At 64.3% G+C, this 14,400-nt stretch carries 14 protein-coding genes, 1 pseudogene and 2 riboswitches; of the genes and pseudogenes, 8 read left to right on the top strand and 7 right to left on the bottom strand.

The features are described from left to right. Nucleotides 1–105 precede the first annotated feature (105 nt). From HBA54_RS23625 to HBA54_RS23605, 5 genes are all read left to right on the top strand, one after another. Nucleotides 106–480 carry an AtpZ/AtpI family protein gene (locus HBA54_RS23625; protein WP_167229369.1) on the top strand — a complete coding sequence of 125 codons (375 nt, stop codon included), beginning with the start codon at nt 106–108 and terminating at the stop codon, nt 478–480. Nucleotides 481–490: 10 nt separating this feature from the next. Further along, nucleotides 491–1,234 (top strand): F0F1 ATP synthase subunit A, encoded by a 744-nt coding sequence (locus HBA54_RS23620; RefSeq protein WP_167229367.1) that lies wholly within the window; start codon nt 491–493, stop codon nt 1,232–1,234. Between the two features lie 79 nt (nt 1,235–1,313). Next, nucleotides 1,314–1,538: an ATP synthase subunit C-like protein gene (locus HBA54_RS23615; protein WP_167229365.1), complete on the top strand. Its 225-nt coding sequence runs from the start codon at nt 1,314–1,316 to the stop codon at nt 1,536–1,538. 111 nt (nt 1,539–1,649) lie between these two features. Next, a complete protein-coding gene (locus tag HBA54_RS23610; protein ID WP_167229363.1) occupies nt 1,650–2,141 on the top strand; it encodes a F0F1 ATP synthase subunit B family protein in 492 nt (163 codons plus the stop codon). After that, nucleotides 2,141–2,623 carry a F0F1 ATP synthase subunit B family protein gene (locus tag HBA54_RS23605; RefSeq protein ID WP_167229361.1) on the top strand — a complete coding sequence of 161 codons (483 nt, stop codon included), beginning with the start codon at nt 2,141–2,143 and terminating at the stop codon, nt 2,621–2,623. The genes HBA54_RS23610 and HBA54_RS23605 overlap by 1 nt, the downstream gene beginning before the upstream one ends. Before the next feature lie 303 nt (nt 2,624–2,926). On the opposite strand, the gene HBA54_RS23600 is transcribed toward HBA54_RS23605, so the two are convergent. Both HBA54_RS23600 and ampC read right to left on the bottom strand, forming a co-directional pair. Further along, nucleotides 2,927–3,871 (bottom strand): LysR family transcriptional regulator, encoded by a 945-nt coding sequence (locus HBA54_RS23600; protein WP_167229359.1) that lies wholly within the window; start codon nt 3,869–3,871, stop codon nt 2,927–2,929. Nucleotides 3,872–4,036: 165 nt separating this feature from the next. Then, entirely contained in the window at nt 4,037–5,191 is a 1,155-nt protein-coding gene (ampC, locus tag HBA54_RS23595; RefSeq protein ID WP_205944876.1) for a class C beta-lactamase, read from the bottom strand. Between the two features lie 368 nt (nt 5,192–5,559). On the opposite strand from ampC, the gene HBA54_RS23590 reads away from it, so the two are divergent. Both HBA54_RS23590 and HBA54_RS23585 read left to right on the top strand, forming a co-directional pair. After that, nucleotides 5,560–6,126 carry a cytochrome c gene (locus HBA54_RS23590; RefSeq protein ID WP_167229357.1) on the top strand — a complete coding sequence of 189 codons (567 nt, stop codon included), beginning with the start codon at nt 5,560–5,562 and terminating at the stop codon, nt 6,124–6,126. A gap of 327 nt (nt 6,127–6,453) precedes the next feature. Next, nucleotides 6,454–6,879 carry a hypothetical protein gene (locus HBA54_RS23585; protein ID WP_167229355.1) on the top strand — a complete coding sequence of 142 codons (426 nt, stop codon included), beginning with the start codon at nt 6,454–6,456 and terminating at the stop codon, nt 6,877–6,879. A 54-nt stretch (nt 6,880–6,933) separates the two neighbouring features. Here the strand turns inward: HBA54_RS23585 and HBA54_RS23580 are convergent, their stop codons facing one another. Further along, a complete protein-coding gene (locus HBA54_RS23580) occupies nt 6,934–8,010 on the bottom strand; it encodes an alcohol dehydrogenase family protein (RefSeq protein WP_167229353.1) in 1,077 nt (358 codons plus the stop codon). Between the two features lie 310 nt (nt 8,011–8,320). On the opposite strand from HBA54_RS23580, the gene HBA54_RS23575 reads away from it, so the two are divergent. Continuing rightward, the gene (locus HBA54_RS23575) at nt 8,321–9,265 is read left to right on the top strand and encodes a ribose-phosphate diphosphokinase (RefSeq protein ID WP_167229351.1); all 945 of its coding nucleotides are present in this window, start codon (nt 8,321–8,323) and stop codon (nt 9,263–9,265) included. Between the two features lie 152 nt (nt 9,266–9,417). Here HBA54_RS23575 and gcvP read toward each other — a convergent pair whose 3' ends face one another. The 4 genes and pseudogenes from gcvP to HBA54_RS23555 form a co-directional block, all read right to left on the bottom strand. Next, entirely contained in the window at nt 9,418–12,321 is a 2,904-nt protein-coding gene (gene gcvP, locus HBA54_RS23570) for an aminomethyl-transferring glycine dehydrogenase (protein WP_167229349.1), read from the bottom strand. 55 nt (nt 12,322–12,376) lie between these two features. After that, nucleotides 12,377–12,754: a glycine cleavage system protein GcvH gene (gene gcvH / locus HBA54_RS23565; RefSeq protein ID WP_167229347.1), complete on the bottom strand. Its 378-nt coding sequence runs from the start codon at nt 12,752–12,754 to the stop codon at nt 12,377–12,379. A gap of 17 nt (nt 12,755–12,771) precedes the next feature. Beyond that, entirely contained in the window at nt 12,772–13,887 is a 1,116-nt protein-coding gene (gene gcvT / locus HBA54_RS23560) for a glycine cleavage system aminomethyltransferase GcvT (RefSeq protein ID WP_167229345.1), read from the bottom strand. 55 nt (nt 13,888–13,942) lie between these two features. Continuing rightward, nucleotides 13,943–14,065, bottom strand: a riboswitch (glycine riboswitch). After that, nucleotides 14,066–14,161: riboswitch (glycine riboswitch) on the bottom strand. A 124-nt stretch (nt 14,162–14,285) separates the two neighbouring features. Further along, a pseudogene (locus HBA54_RS23555) lies at nt 14,286–14,400 on the bottom strand (IS5/IS1182 family transposase); the annotation flags it as partial.

Raw genomic sequence — 14,400 nt, 5'->3', positions numbered from 1 at the left:
CCTTGACAGGGGGGAGGAGTCTTCATACTGTGCGCGCGAATTCAGCTCGGACCACCATCAATCCTTGGAGAGAACGGTCACCCGGCGAGTGGGACGGAGGTGCGCATGCAAGACGACCCACCCCCGCCATCCCTTGAACAGCTGGACGAGAGACTCCGCGCGGCGCAAGCCAAGCGGCGCAACGCAAAAGCCGACTCGGGCGACCGGGGAAAAGGACTGGCCTTTGCGATGCGGATCGGGGTGGAGATTGTCGCGGCGCTTATTGTCGGCGTGGCGATCGGATACTTCCTCGATCGGTGGCTGGGAACCAAACCATGGTTCCTGCTGCTGTTTTTCGTCCTCGGTGCTGCCGCGGGGTTCATGAACGTTTTCAGGGTTGTCGGCGGTTTGGGTGGACAGGTCGGATATCGCGACAAAGGCGAAGCGGCCGGGTCCGACGAGGGGCAAGATCCTGCCGACCGGCAGGATAAGGACGGATAAGGGTTAGAATATGGCTGAAGGCGGCGCACATAGCCCCCTGGAACAGTTCGAGATCAAGGGCCTGTTCCCGGCGCGCGACCATGGCGACATCGGCATGCTGGATTTCACCAACTCGTCCCTGATGATGGTGACGACCCTGGTGCTGATCTCCGCCTTCCTGATTCTCGGCATGCGCCGCGGCGCCCTGGTTCCCGGGCGGATGCAGAGCCTGGCCGAGATGTCCTATGAGTTTATCGCCGGGTTGATATCGGACACCGTGGGCGCGGAGGGGCGGCGTTACTTTCCGATCGTCTTCACGCTCTTCATGTTCGTCCTCTTCGGCAACCTGCTGGGCATGCTGCCCTACAGCTTCACCTTCACCAGCCACATCATCGTGACCTTCGCCCTGGCGATGATCGTCTTCACCGGCGTCACGGTCCTGGCCATCGCCAAGCACGGCATGCACTTTTTCTCGTTCTTCGTGCCGCCGGGGGCGCCGATTGCCATGTGGCCGCTGCTGATCCCGATCGAGGTGATTTCCTACCTCTCGCGCCCGATCAGCCTGTCGGTCCGGCTCTTCGCCAACATGCTGGCCGGCCATACCCTGTTGAAGGTGATCGCCGGCTTCATCGGCCTGCTGGGCGTTTTCGGCATCCTGCCCTTCGCCCTGGTCGTGGCGCTGACCGGCCTGGAGATCCTGATCGCCTTTCTGCAGGCCTATGTCTTCGCCATTCTGACCTGCCTCTACATCAACGACGCGCTGCACCTGCACTGACCCCGGGGGAAAACGCAGGCCGCCAGCATCCATTCCACAACCAACTTTTCTCAGGTTTACCTCAAAGGGAGCTTTAACAATGGAACTTGAAGCCGCGAAAGTGATCGGCGCGGGCCTCGCCGTTATCGGCGTCATCGGCTCGGGTATCGGTATCGGCAACATTTTCTCCTCCTTCATCGTTGCCGTGGGTCGTAACCCGGCGGCACGCGGCGAAGTCTTCACGATGACCATGCTGGGCTTCGCGCTGGTCGAAGCCATCGCGCTCTTCGCGCTGGTCATCGCGCTGCTCATTCTCTTCGGCTAAGTGCCGTTGGCCGGTTGATGCCGGGAAAAGCGCTCCGGCGGGTTTTCTTCGCCCGCCGGAACACTACATTCCCGGCGGAGACAACCCTGACCGAGTGAGAGGACGCGGGCCATGCCCCAACTTGATCCTGCCGTCTGGCCGACACAGCTGTTCTGGCTGGCGCTTACCTTCATCGCCCTCTACCTGGTCGTCTGGCGGGTGGCGCTGCCGCGCATCGCCGACGTTCTGGAAGCCCGGCAGCGCAAGCTGGACGACGACCTGAAGAAGGCCACGGCCCTGAAGGAAGAGGCGGAGATCATCCTGGCGGAGTACGAAAAAATGCGTGCCGACGCCCAGGCCTCCGCCCACCAGGAACTGCAGGCCACCCACGACGCCTTGAAGCAGGAGGCGGCGCGGGAGACCCAGGTGCTGGCGGACAAGCTGAGCGCCCAGACCGATGAGGCCGAGGCCCGCATCGCGGCCGCCAAGACCGCCGCGCTGGCCAGCCTTGAGGGCACCGTCTCCGAGGTCGTGGTCGCGGCGACTGAAAAGCTGATCGGCGTGAAGGCCGGCGGCGAGGAAGTCGCCCGGGTGGTTGGCGATGTGATGGGGAGCAAGCGCTGATGCTGAACGATCCGACATTCTGGGTCGCCGTCGCCTTCGTCGTCTTCCTGGGGCTGATGTACTGGAAGGCCCGCAAGCCGATGCTCGACGGGCTGGACGCGCGTGCCGAACGCATCAAGGCCGAGCTCGACGAGGCCCAGCGCCTTCGCGAGGAAGCGCAGAAGGCCCTGGCGGAATACAAGCGCAAGCAGCGCGACGCCGCCAAGGAGGCCGAGGAAATGCTGGCCAGCGCCAAGCACGAGGCCGAACTGCTGCGCAATCAGGCGAGCGAGGATCTGAAAGCGGTGCTGGCGCGGCGCGAAAGAGCCGCCCTGGAAAAGATCGCCCAGGCCGAGACCCAGGCGATCCAGGACGTGCGCGCCCAGGCCGTCGACATGGCCATGGCGGCAACCGCCAAGCTGTTGTCCGAAAACGTCGACCCCGGCCGCGACCAGGCGATGGTCGACCAGGCGATCCGGGATCTGGGCACCAAGCTGCACTGAGTTGGACCGACAGTCCCCGAGACGACAAAACGCCCGGCCCTCTTCAGTGAGCGCCGGGCGTTTTTCTTTATAGAGACGCCCCCTCACCCCCTCCCGCTTCGCGGGCCCCTCCCTCTCCCACAAGGGGGAGAGGGAACGATAGCGACCCTTTTCCTTTCCCCCTCTCCCCTCGTGGGAGAGGGCCGGGGTGAGGGGGGATCGGCATCCCGCCCAAGCGGGAGGACGAGGGGGCTTTTGTTTCCGGGCTCTACCGGACCGCAACCGTTTCACTGGACAGCGGCGCGGCGCGGCGGCTTAAAGGAATTAGGTGCCGAAACCGGCCATCGGGTCTTGGCAGGACGCCGGAAAGGACGGGCTGCCTGTTTGGCCGGCGCGCGCATCCGCTTTGAGGACCTTCAGAGTCCATTCTTCGAACTGGCGCATCGCCGGGCTGGGCGGCTTCTGCGCCACGCGGGTCAGCCAGTAACGCCCGGTAACGATCTCAGCTTCGAAGAGACGCACAAGGCGCCCCGATGCCACCCGGTCCGCGAACATGGCCGAGGGAAGAATGGCGACCCCCATGCCGGCCTCGGCCAGGTCCGCCATCGCGACCGAACTGTCGAAAACCGGCCCACGGAGGTCCGGACACCGCAGGCCGACGGCATGGAACCAGCCTGGCCACTCGTCGGCACGGTAGGAACGAAGCAGGACATGCTCCGCCAAGGCTGCCGGATTGCCGATCCTTGCGGCAAGACCGGGGGCACAAAGCGGTGTCAGCGGTGCTTCCATCAGAGGCACGGCCTCGATGCCGCTCCAATGGCCCGCACCGAAACGGATTGCCATCTGAAGCCCTTCCCTGGGGATATCGACCCGGTTGTTGTTGGTCGAAATGCGCAGGTCGATGCCGGGGTGGGCTGAATTAAACCGGTCCAGCCGTGGCAAAAGCCACCCCACCGCAAAGGTCGTCACAACGCCCAGGTGAAGTGTCTCCCGGTAGCGGCCGTCAAGGAACCTGTCCAGTACGTCGCCTATCCGCTCCAGGCTTTCCGTTACGACAGGAAAAAGCGCCACGGCTTCATCCGTCAACAGCAACCCTTTGGGCGTCCGGGTGAAGAGCTTGACCCCCAACAGTTCTTCAAGCCCGTTGACCTGGTGGCTGACCGCAGCCTGGCTGACACGCAGCTCGATAGCGGCCTGCGTGAAGCTGCCTTGCCTTGCGGAAACCTCAAAAGCGCGCAGGGCGTTCAGCGGCAGATTGGGACGGTCCATTGGCTACAGCAATCCTTTTCCGGCCAGCCGCAGCGGAGGAGCCAGTCGTCAAGGCGGCCGTGGCGAGTGCCAAACAAGATCCGCTCTATACCAGAGAGTCAGAGCAGATTCACCCGGTCGAATGGATCGCAAAAGCGATTCCATCCGACCGGGAGCGGCTACAGGCTATCCGTCAACCGCCTGAAGGCTTTGGATCAGGTCATAGGTGGCCCGAATTCGCGCCTCGTTCGGAAAGTTGCGATTGGCGAGAACCACAACGCCGAGGCCTTTGCCCGGCAGCAAGGCAACGTAGCCCCCAAATCCGAAGGTCGAACCGGTCTTGTTCAGGATGACGTTCTGTTGGGGCGGCAGAGGCGGATCGATCGGCTCAACCGGCTGTGGCTTCAGGATGAAATCATAGCCATTGCCCTTGACCATCTGCTCGACGCCGACCGGCCAGGGGTATTGTTCCCAGATCATGGCCTGCACGTAATAGGCCGTCTTCGACTGTCCCTGCCGTGTCCGCTCAAGCGCCGCCTTCAGCGCCGGGGCGGCGTCGGCCTGCCCAAGCTCAAGATCCAGCAGGCGAAGCATGTCCCGCGCACTCGATTTCACGCCATAGGCTTCATCAGCCAGCACACCCGGATTGATCCTGATCGGCTTGTTGGTCTTTCGGTCATAGCCGAAGGCATAGCGCTCCATCGCCTCCGCCGGAACCTCGACCCATGTGCTTTCCAGCCCCATCGCCGGAAACAGTTCTTCTTCGACCGCATCGGCATAACGCATGGACAAGGCATCGGCGGTGATATGGCCGAGAAGCCCGACGCTGATATTCGAGTAACTGCGGGCGCCTTCCTGCGGCGGCTGCCAGTTGGCCAGCCAGCCGATGAGGCCGGGAAACGCCTGCACCGAATCCGGCACCTGAAGCGGCAGACCGCCGGTCGAATGCGTGGCCAGATCCATCAGGCGAATGTTATCGAAAGCAGAGCCCCGCAGTGCCGCGAGGCGGTCGGATACCGCTTCGTTGAGGTCCAGGTCTCCCCGCTGTTCGGCCAAGGCGGCGAGGCTGGCGTTGAAGATTTTGCCGATGGACCCAAGTTCGAAGATCGTATCGGGAGAGACGGCGATATTGTCTTCGCGCGATGCAAGACCCGTGGCGTAGAAGTAGTGCCGCCGCCCCATGGTCACGCCGACAATCAGGCCTGGAATGTCGTATTCCGCCACCGCGGACGAGAAGCTGCGCTTGGCCATATCCGCGACCTGCGATTCGGATAGGGTCTGAGCCGCAAGCGTGGTGGGAAACAAAAGCAGCAAGAGCGCCGCCAGTCTGAATTTCATCATATCTACCTCGGTTTTTCGGCCTGCATTCGGGCTTTAGGCTCTAACGGCACGGCCTTGTATCCTCAAACGAGAAATCATTGAATTCGGCACTAGTTTTTCTATTGCCGCATCTGATCCGAGACTGTCTTGCGAGGGCGGGGGTCTCCGGAAATCAGACTTAGATGGACCGACTTGACTAAAGTCATCGCATTTCGACGGCCCGGCCGATAGGCTTTTTCATCTTCTCGTCAAAGTCATCAGCCGGTCGGTTACCTGCAGCCGCAACCAGGCGGCCCCGGTCGACACCTTCCTTGCTGACCTGAAGAAAAGCAGCCACCCAGGCGGGCCGAGCCGTGCTTGTGAACCGCCCGAGATCAAGGAGACGCAGCATGTTGCGTGGACTTTGTATCCTCATCCTGGCAGCCGGATTCATGGCAACCCAGAATCAGGGACTGGCAGATGATGATCCGCGAACGGCCTTGCCGCTGCCGCCCGAGGTCGGAGCGGGCTTCCTCGCGGAGATGCGCACGCACATGGCGAACCTGGATGACATCGTTGCCGCTCTCGCGGAAGACGATTTCGAAGAGGCGGCCCGGGTCGCAGACATCCGCATGACCTTTGGCCATCACCGGTGGATCAGAATGGCCGAAGACGGTGCGAGCGAAGAGGAGATCGCCTCGGCCAAGACCCGCTTCAAGCAGAGGCATGAATCCCGCGGCGGACAACGGGGCGGCGGCATGGGGATGGGTTCCGGATTCGGACGCGACATGCCCGAGGATTTTCGCGCCATGGGCGCCTCGCTCCACGAAGCCGCGGAGTCCTTTGCGCAAACCGCCAGATCCGTGGCGACACCGGCAATGCCTGGAGACTATCGCGCTGTTTTCGGTGCACTGCAGGAAGTGACCAACAGCTGCCGGGCCTGCCACGACGCATTTCGGATCGAAGTTTCCAAGTAGATGCCGACGGCTTGTCGGACGCTCTCGGCCTGTCCGCGAATGACAGGCGAGGATATGCGCAGCGGCAGCGATGGGCCGGGCCGCACGGTGCCGTCCGGCGAGATGGGTGCGGGCCGGTAGATCGTAAAACAAAAAGCCCCCTCACCCCTCCCTCTCCCACGCAGGGGAGAGGGAGGGGCCCGCGCAGCGGGAGGGTGAGAGGGAGCTGTCTTCCCGCGAAGCGGGAGGGTGGGCGGGTGTCCCCGCAAGCGAATTGAACCCTTGGGCGGCGCGCGACGACTAAAGGCGGTAAGCTTTCCCGCTGAACTGAACGGGCTCTCAGGCATCATGTACAGATTACGCGCGCTTTCGACCCTTCTGCTGCTGCTTGCCGGCAGCGCTTCGGCCCTGGCGCAGGAGCCGGAGTACCTGCTCTACGGCGGCAAGGGGCAGAACACCTTCCTGGGCTGTTTGAACTGTTCGCGCTTCGACAACACCTCGATCTGGAACAAGCTCGGCCCCCACGGCTCCGAATTCGACAACGCCACCATCTGGAGCAAGACCGGTGTCTACGGGTCCCCCTACCAGACGCTGAGCCCCTGGAACCGGAATTCCTTCGAAGGCCCGGTGGTGCGCGACAAGGACGGCAACAGCTACGGCAAGTTCACCCGGAACCAGTTCGACGACCAGACCAAGGTCGAGTCGCTGCTGTGGATCCTGGAGAACTACGACTATGTGATTTCAAACCTCAACGAGGTCAGGCTGCGGCACTGACCGCCTTTGTGACCGATCCTTCGGGCAAAGGCTCCGCGCCGCCGACCCACCTACCTAGCCCGCGTTACGGATGACGATCTTGCCGATGTGGTCTTTCTCAAGGAAGGCCTTCTGTGCCTGTTGCATCTCTTTGAGATCGAATTCCCTGCCGATCAGCGGGCGCAATTCACCCCCTTCGATGTAGCCGATGACGTCTTTCATGATGTTGTCCGGCTGGAAGGTCGACCCGAGCAGCGTCAGGTCGCGCAGGTAGAGGGTGCGAACGTCGAGCTCAACGATGGGCCCGGCAATGGCCCCGGCAGTCACATAGCGGCCGCCGCGCCGCAGCGCCGCGATCATGTCCGGCCAGCGCGGGCCGGCGACAAGGTCGACGACCACGTCATAGGCGTCGGCAGGAAAGGCGTCGTCGCGGGCAATCGTGGCATCGGCGCCCAAGGCCCGGAGCGCCTCGGCTTTTGCGGCCTCGGTCATCGCCGTAACATGGGCGCCCCGGCGCTTTGCCAGTTGAATCGCGGCGGAGCCGACACCGCCCGACGCGCCGGTGATCAGCACAGCCTCGTCCTTCAGGCCGACCCGTTGCAGCATTCCCTCCGCCGTCGAATAGGCGCAGGGGATCGAGGCAAGCTCGGTATCCGACCAGTCGGACCGGACAGCCAGGGCGTCAGCCGCGAAGGTCTTGGCAAACTGCGCGAAAGCGCCATCGCATTCCGACCCGAAGGTCCAGGTGGAAAGCCGGCCGTCCTCTGCGCCCGTGGATTGAAGCGCACGAACCAGAACACGCTCTCCGATCCGCTCGCCCGGGACCCCCGGACCGACCGCAACAATCTCACCGCAGCAGTCCGCACCCTGGATGAGCGGAAAAGAAATGGGACTGCCCGACCAACTGCCGTCGGCCACTTCGGGCCCGGTGTTTCCGGTTGCGGCGGCCGAGGCCGTGCTCTCCCGCACCGACTTCGAATACCAGGCCGTTCTTGTGTTGATGTCGGTGTTGTTGACCGAGGAGGCCAGCACCCGCAGCAGAACCTCGCCCTCACCCGGCCTGGGGACGTCAACATCCTCGCGCCACTCCAGCTTTTCCAGGCCGCCATGGCCGGTCAACACGACGCCGTACATCTTATCGGGGATGGCCATCGTTCGACATCCTATCTTCCTGGGACAAGCACCATAGGACATTGTTGCTCTGATACGCAGGCGCCTGTCCAGGGCGGACTGTAGACTCTCTCACAGTTTGACGGCACCAGCCCGCTCCCCCTCCCGGCCACCCACCAGGATAATCGCATTGGGTGGCCGGGAGGGGGAGCGGGCCGGAACCGATTCGACGTAAGTCGAAAATGCCCTAGGCGCCACGGCTTCCAGCACCTCATAACGGGTGCCATTTCAGACGGGATGGGCTAGAAGGGCGGCAGCGTTCCCAGGCACCCTTTCTGCGACCGGAAACCCCATGCTCGATACCATTCGAATCATCAGCGGGTCGGCCCATCCGGCCTTCGCCGACCAGATCTGCCGGCACCTCGGCGTCGAACGCTGCAAAACGCGCAGCCTGCGCTTTTCCAACGAGAACATCCTGGTCCAGATCGAGGAGAACGTGCGCGAAAGCGATGCCTTCGTCATTCAACCCTCCTGCGCGCCGGTCTCCGACGGCATCATGGAACTGCTGATCACCATCGATGCGCTGAAGCATGCCTCCGCCAAGCGGATCACCGCGGTGCTGCCCTACTTCCCCTACGCGCGCTCCGACAAGAAGGACCAGCCGCGGATCTCCATCACCGCCCGGCTGATGGCCGACCTGCTGGAGACGGCGGGGGCGGACCGGGTGCTGACCATGGACCTGCACTCTCCACAGGTGCAGGGCTTTTTCCGCATTCCCGTGGACCAGCTGCGCGCGGCGCCGATCCTCTGCGACCATCTGCGCGACTCGCGCGATCTCAGCGACTATGTCCTGGTGGCCGGCGACGTCGGCGAAGCCAAGGAGATCGGCGGCTATGCCAACCGGCTGAACCTGCCCATCGCCATCGTCGACAAGCGCCGCGACGGCGACGATGAAAAACCGCGGGCGGTGGCGCTGATCGGCGACGTCGCCGGCAAGCGGGCCCTGATCATCGACGACGAGATCGCCAGCGGCGGCACGCTGATGGAAGCGGCGGCCTTTCTGCAGAAACACGGCGCCGTCTCGGTGGAGGCCGCCGCCGTGCACCCGGTGCTCTCCGGCCAGGCGGTACAGCGCATTGCCGATTCGCCGCTGCGCTCGGTCGTGGTCACCGACACCATTCCCCTGACCCCGGAAAAACAGATCGACAAAATCGAGGTCTGCTCGGTGAGCCAGCTCTTCGCCGGCGCCATCCAGGCGATCCACAACGGCTCCAGCATCTCCAGCCTGTTCCGTTAGGGAGTTTTCGACTTGCGTCGAAAACTCCCCTCACCCCGACCCTCTCCCACAAGGGGAGAGGGGGAACCAAAAAGTGGAGCCGCCTTACTTCCCTCTCCCCTCGTGGGAGAGGGAGGGCCCGCGTAGCGGGAGGGTGAGGGGGCTTCTTCCCCCTACTCCGCGGCTTGCTGGTAGGCCTCCATCGGCGGGCAGGTACAAACCAGGTTGCGGTCGCCGGCGACGTTGTCGATGCGCGCGACCGGCGGCCAGTACTTGTCCTCCTGCATGCCGGGCAGCGGGAAGAAGGCGCGCTGCTTGTCGTAGGGCCGATCCCAGGTCTCGGCCATCAGCAGGTGGTGGGTGTGCGGCGCGTTGTGCAGCACATTGTTCCCGGCATCGGCGGCGCCGCTTTCGACCTCGGCGATTTCATGGCGGATTGCGATCATGGCGTCGCAGAAACGGTCGATCTCGCGCTTGGCCTCGCTCTCCGTCGGCTCGATCATCAGGGTGTCCGCCACCGGGAAAGACATGGTCGGGGCGTGGAAGCCGTAATCGACCAATCGCTTGGCGACGTCCTCGACGCTGATCCCGCAAGCCTCCTTGATCGGCCGGAAGTCGATGATGCACTCATGCGCCACCATGCCGTTCTGCCCGGTGTAGAGCACCGGATAGTGCGGGGCCAGCCGCGCCGCGATGTAGTTGGCGTTGAGAATGGCCAGCTGGGTCGCCCGGGTCAGGCCGTCGGCACCCATCATGGCGATATAGGCCCAGGAGATCGGCAGGATGCTCGAGGACCCCCAGGGCGCCGCCGAGACCGCGCCGATGGTGCCCGCCGCGCCTGCCGCCGGGTTCACGCCGGGAACCACCGGGTGGTCCGGCAGGAAGGGCGCCAGATGGGCCATCACGCCGATCGGCCCCATGCCGGGGCCGCCGCCGCCGTGGGGAATGCAGAAGGTCTTGTGCAGGTTCATGTGGGAGACGTCGGCACCGATCTCCCCCGGCTTGCAGACCCCCAGCAGCGCATTCAGGTTGGCGCCGTCCATGTAAACCTGTCCGCCGTTGTCGTGGATGATCGCGCAGATATCGCGGATCGCCTCCTCGAAAACGCCGTGGGTCGAGGGATAGGTCACCATCAGCGCGGCCAGGTTCTCCCGATGCTGTTCGGCCTTGGCTTTCAGGTCTTCCACATCGACGTTGCCCTGATCGTCGCAGGCAACCACCACGACCTTCAGCCCCGCCATGGTGGCCGAGGCCGGATTGGTGCCGTGGGCAGACGACGGGATCAGACAGATATCGCGGTGGGTGTCGCCGCGGCTCTCATGGTACTTGCAGATGGTCATCAGCCCGGCGTACTCGCCCTGGGAGCCGGCGTTGGGCTGCAGGGAGATCGCATCGAAGCCGGTAACCGCGCAGAGCATGCCTTCCAGCTCCTCGAAGAGCTGGCGGTAGCCGGCCGCCTGCTCCAACGGCGCAAAGGGATGCAGGTCGCTGAACTCGGACCAGGTGACCGGCTCCATCTCGGTCGTGGCATTCAGCTTCATGGTGCAGGAGCCGAGCGCGATCATCGAGCGGTCGAGGGCGATATCCTTGGCCTGGAGACGGCGCAGGTAGCGCATCATCTCGGTTTCCGCGTGGTAGAGATGGAACACCGGATGGGTGAGGAATTCGCTCTGGCGCCTCAGGCCGCCGGGGATACCAGCCACGGCTTCGCCTTCCAGAGCCTCCGCAGTTGCCGCCGGCCCGCCGGCGAAGACGCCCAGCAGCCGCTCCACATGCTCGCGGGTGGTCACCTCGTCCAGGGACATGCCGATGCGGTCGCCATCGATAAGCCGGAGGTTGATGCCGGCTTCGCAGGCTGCGGCGACCAGGGCCTCCGCCTTGCCCGGCGCCGAGACGCTGAGGGTGTCGAAGAAGGTTTCGTTTTCCACGGCAAAGCCCAGGCGGCCCAGCCCGGCAGCCAGGATGCCGGTCAGCCGATGCACCCGCCCGGCGATGGTCGTGAGGCCGTCCGGGCCGTGATAGGTGGCGTAGAGGCCGGCGATGATCGCCAGCAGGACCTGCGCCGTGCAGATGTTGCTGGTCGCCTTTTCCCGGCGGATGTGCTGTTCGCGGGTCTGCAGGGCCATGCGCAGCGCCGGGCGCCCCTCGGCATCCACAGAGACGCCGATAAGGCGGCCGGGGACCGAGCGCTTGTAGGCGTCGCGGGTGGCGAAGTAGGCCGCGTGCGGGCCGCCGTAGCCGAGCGGCACGCCGAAACGCTGGGCCGTGCCGACCACGACGTCGGCGCCCATTTCACCCGGCGGGGTGATCATGGTGAGCGCCAGCAGGTCGGCGGCCACCACGGCCAGAGCCTTCTGTTCATGCAGTTTTTCGATGACCGGCGTCAGATCGCGGACATGCCCGAAACTGCCGGGATACTGCAGCAGGGCGCCAAAGACCTCTTTACCGGCGAGCCCGGTTTCCGGATCGCCGACGATCAGGTCGATGCCCATGGGCCTGGCCCGGGTCTGCAGCACCGCCAGGGTCTGGGGATGGCAGTCGGCGGCAACGAAGAAGCTGTCGGACTTGGACTTGGCGACCCGGTGAGCCATGGCCATGGCTTCGGCCGCCGCCGTGGCTTCGTCGAGCAGCGAGGCGTTGGCGAGTTCCATACCGGTCAGGTCGATGATCATCTGCTGATAGTTCAGCAGCGCCTCCAGCCGGCCCTGGCTGACTTCGGCCTGATAGGGCGTGTAAGCGGTGTACCAGCCGGGATTTTCCAGCACCCGGCGCACGATGACGCCGGGCACGACGGTGTTGGAATAGCCCATGCCGATCATCGAGACCATGACCTGGTTCTTGTCGGCCATGGCCCGCATGGCCTCCAGCGCTTCCTTTTCGCTGCGCACCGGCGGCAGCGGCATGGCAGAGGCGCTGCGGATCGCCGCCGGCACCGTCTTGTCGATCAGGCCGTCCAGCGAATCCAATCCCAGGCTGCCCAGCATCTCTTGGATCTGAGGCTCGCCCGGCCCGATGTGACGGCGGACGAAATCGTCCTTGGCTTCCAGTTCCACCAGACTGCGCTCTGCGTCGCTCATGCTTTTCTTCTCCTCAACGGATCGAAGGGCCAGGGGGTCGAAGGGCCGGGGCCGCTCAGCCCTGGCCTTCGGCAAAGGACTTATAGGCAGCGTCATCCATCAGGTCGGCGACCTGACCGGCATCCGCCAGCTTCATCTTGAAGAACCAGCCATCGCCTTCGGGGTCGCTGTTCACCTTGCCCGGCTCGTCGTTCAGCGCCTCGTTCACTTCCAGAACCTCACCGTCGGCGGGCGCATAGATTTCGCTGGCGGCCTTTACGGACTCGACCACCGCGGCATCCTTGCCCTTCTCCAGAACCTTGCCGACCTCCGGCAGTTCGACAAAGACGATATCGCCGAGCTGTTCCTGGGCGTGGTTGCTGATGCCGACGACGGCGACGTCGCCCTCGATGGTCAGCCATTCGTGGTCTTCGGTGTAACGGCGCGCAGTCATAATGAAAAATCCCCCTGTTAGCCTCGGTAGTAGTTGTGTTTGACGAACGGCAGGGCGGCGACCCGGCAGGGCAGCAGCTTGCCGCGCACCTCGGCCTGCAGGGCCGTGCCCTCGGCCGCGTGGTCGGCGGTGACGTAGCCCATGGCGACCGGCGCGCCGACGCTCGGCCCGAAACCGCCGGAGGTGACATGGCCGATGTCGTTGCCCGCCGCATCCTTCAGCAGCGTGCCCTCACGCATCGGTGCCCGGCCCTCCGGCAGCAGGCCGACCCGGCGGCGCGGCGGCCCTTCGGCCAGATGTTTCTGTATGATCGCGGCGCCGGGAAAGCCGCCCTCTTCGCGGCGGCGCTTTTGGATTGCCCAGGCCAGGTCCGCCTCGATGGGCCCGGTGCCGGTGTCGATGTCATGGCCGTAAAGACAGAGGCCGGCCTCCAGGCGCAGCGAATCGCGCGCGCCCAGGCCCGCCGGGGCCGTCTCGGGTTCCGCCAGCAGACGGCGCGCCAGCGCCTCGGCCTTGTCGGCAGGCACGGAGATCTCATAGCCGTCCTCGCCGGTGTAGCCGGCCCGGCTGACCAGACAGGCGATGCCGTCAACGTCCAGGGGTTTGCAATCCATGAAGCGCAGGGTTTCAGCGCCCGGGGCAAGGCGCGCCAGCACCGTGGCGGCCTGGGGGCCCTGCAGGGCGATCAGCGCGCGGTCGGCCAGCACCGTCAGCCGGACATCGCCTTTCAGGTTCGCCTTCATATGGGCGATATCGGCGTCCTTGCAGGCGGCATTCACCACCAGGAACAGCCAGTCGCCCTGGTTGGAGATCATCAGGTCGTCGAGGATGCCGCCCTGGTCGTTGGTGAAAAAGCTGTAGCGCTGACGCCCCTCTGCCAGCTTGGCGATCTCGGCGGGCAGCAAGGCTTCCAGCGCCGCGACACGGTCGGCCCCGTCGAGCCGGACCTGGCCCATATGGGAAACATCGAACAGCGCCGCCGCCGTGCGCGCCTGGCTGTGCTCGGCCATGATGCCGGCGGGGTACTGAACCGGCAGCGCGTAACCCGCAAAGGGCACGATCTTGCCGCCCAGTTCCTGGTGCAACGCGTGAAGCGGTGTTTGCTTCGGCCCTGATTCGCTTTCCTGCGCCACTCCCGGCTCCCTCCACAAAAGGTCAATGTTGCCGCAGCCACCCTTTCAGGCAGCTCCGGCCCCTTCTGTCATGGATACCTGAGAGATTCACCGGCGCGTCGCGTCTGGCACGGGCCGGCTTACTCCTTCGGTGAGGCGCAGCAGCTCAAAAGGCGCTGCGACCACTTTCCAGAATTGCCTCCCCCTTGCGGTCCTCTTTGCCTGAGAGTTTCCGGGGCGGTTGCTCCTTCGGCGCCGGTCTGTTGGCCAGACCGGGCTCTCCCGCAAGGGATCAAAGGCAGAAAGACGCCGATTTGGCTTCGGCGTCTTCTTGCTGACCAGAAGCTAGCCCTTCACTGCGCCAAATTCAACTCCCGGCGCCTCACAGTCTCGTAATCAATTCGTTCTAGGGTCAGGACTCAATTGAGCCACCATGTGATGATTGCGGCGATGAAGACGGCAGATAGGAAAGTATCTGCGCGTTTGTCGTATCGGGTGGCGATTCTTCGGAAATCTTTGAGCCGACAGAACATG

Origin of the sequence: Pelagibius litoralis (genome assembly GCF_011683915.1) — a bacterium.
Taxonomy (GTDB): domain Bacteria; phylum Pseudomonadota; class Alphaproteobacteria; order Kiloniellales; family Kiloniellaceae; genus Pelagibius; species Pelagibius litoralis.
The sequence above is the reverse complement of the archived record's forward strand: the minus strand, read 5'-3'. Positions and strand labels throughout refer to the sequence as shown.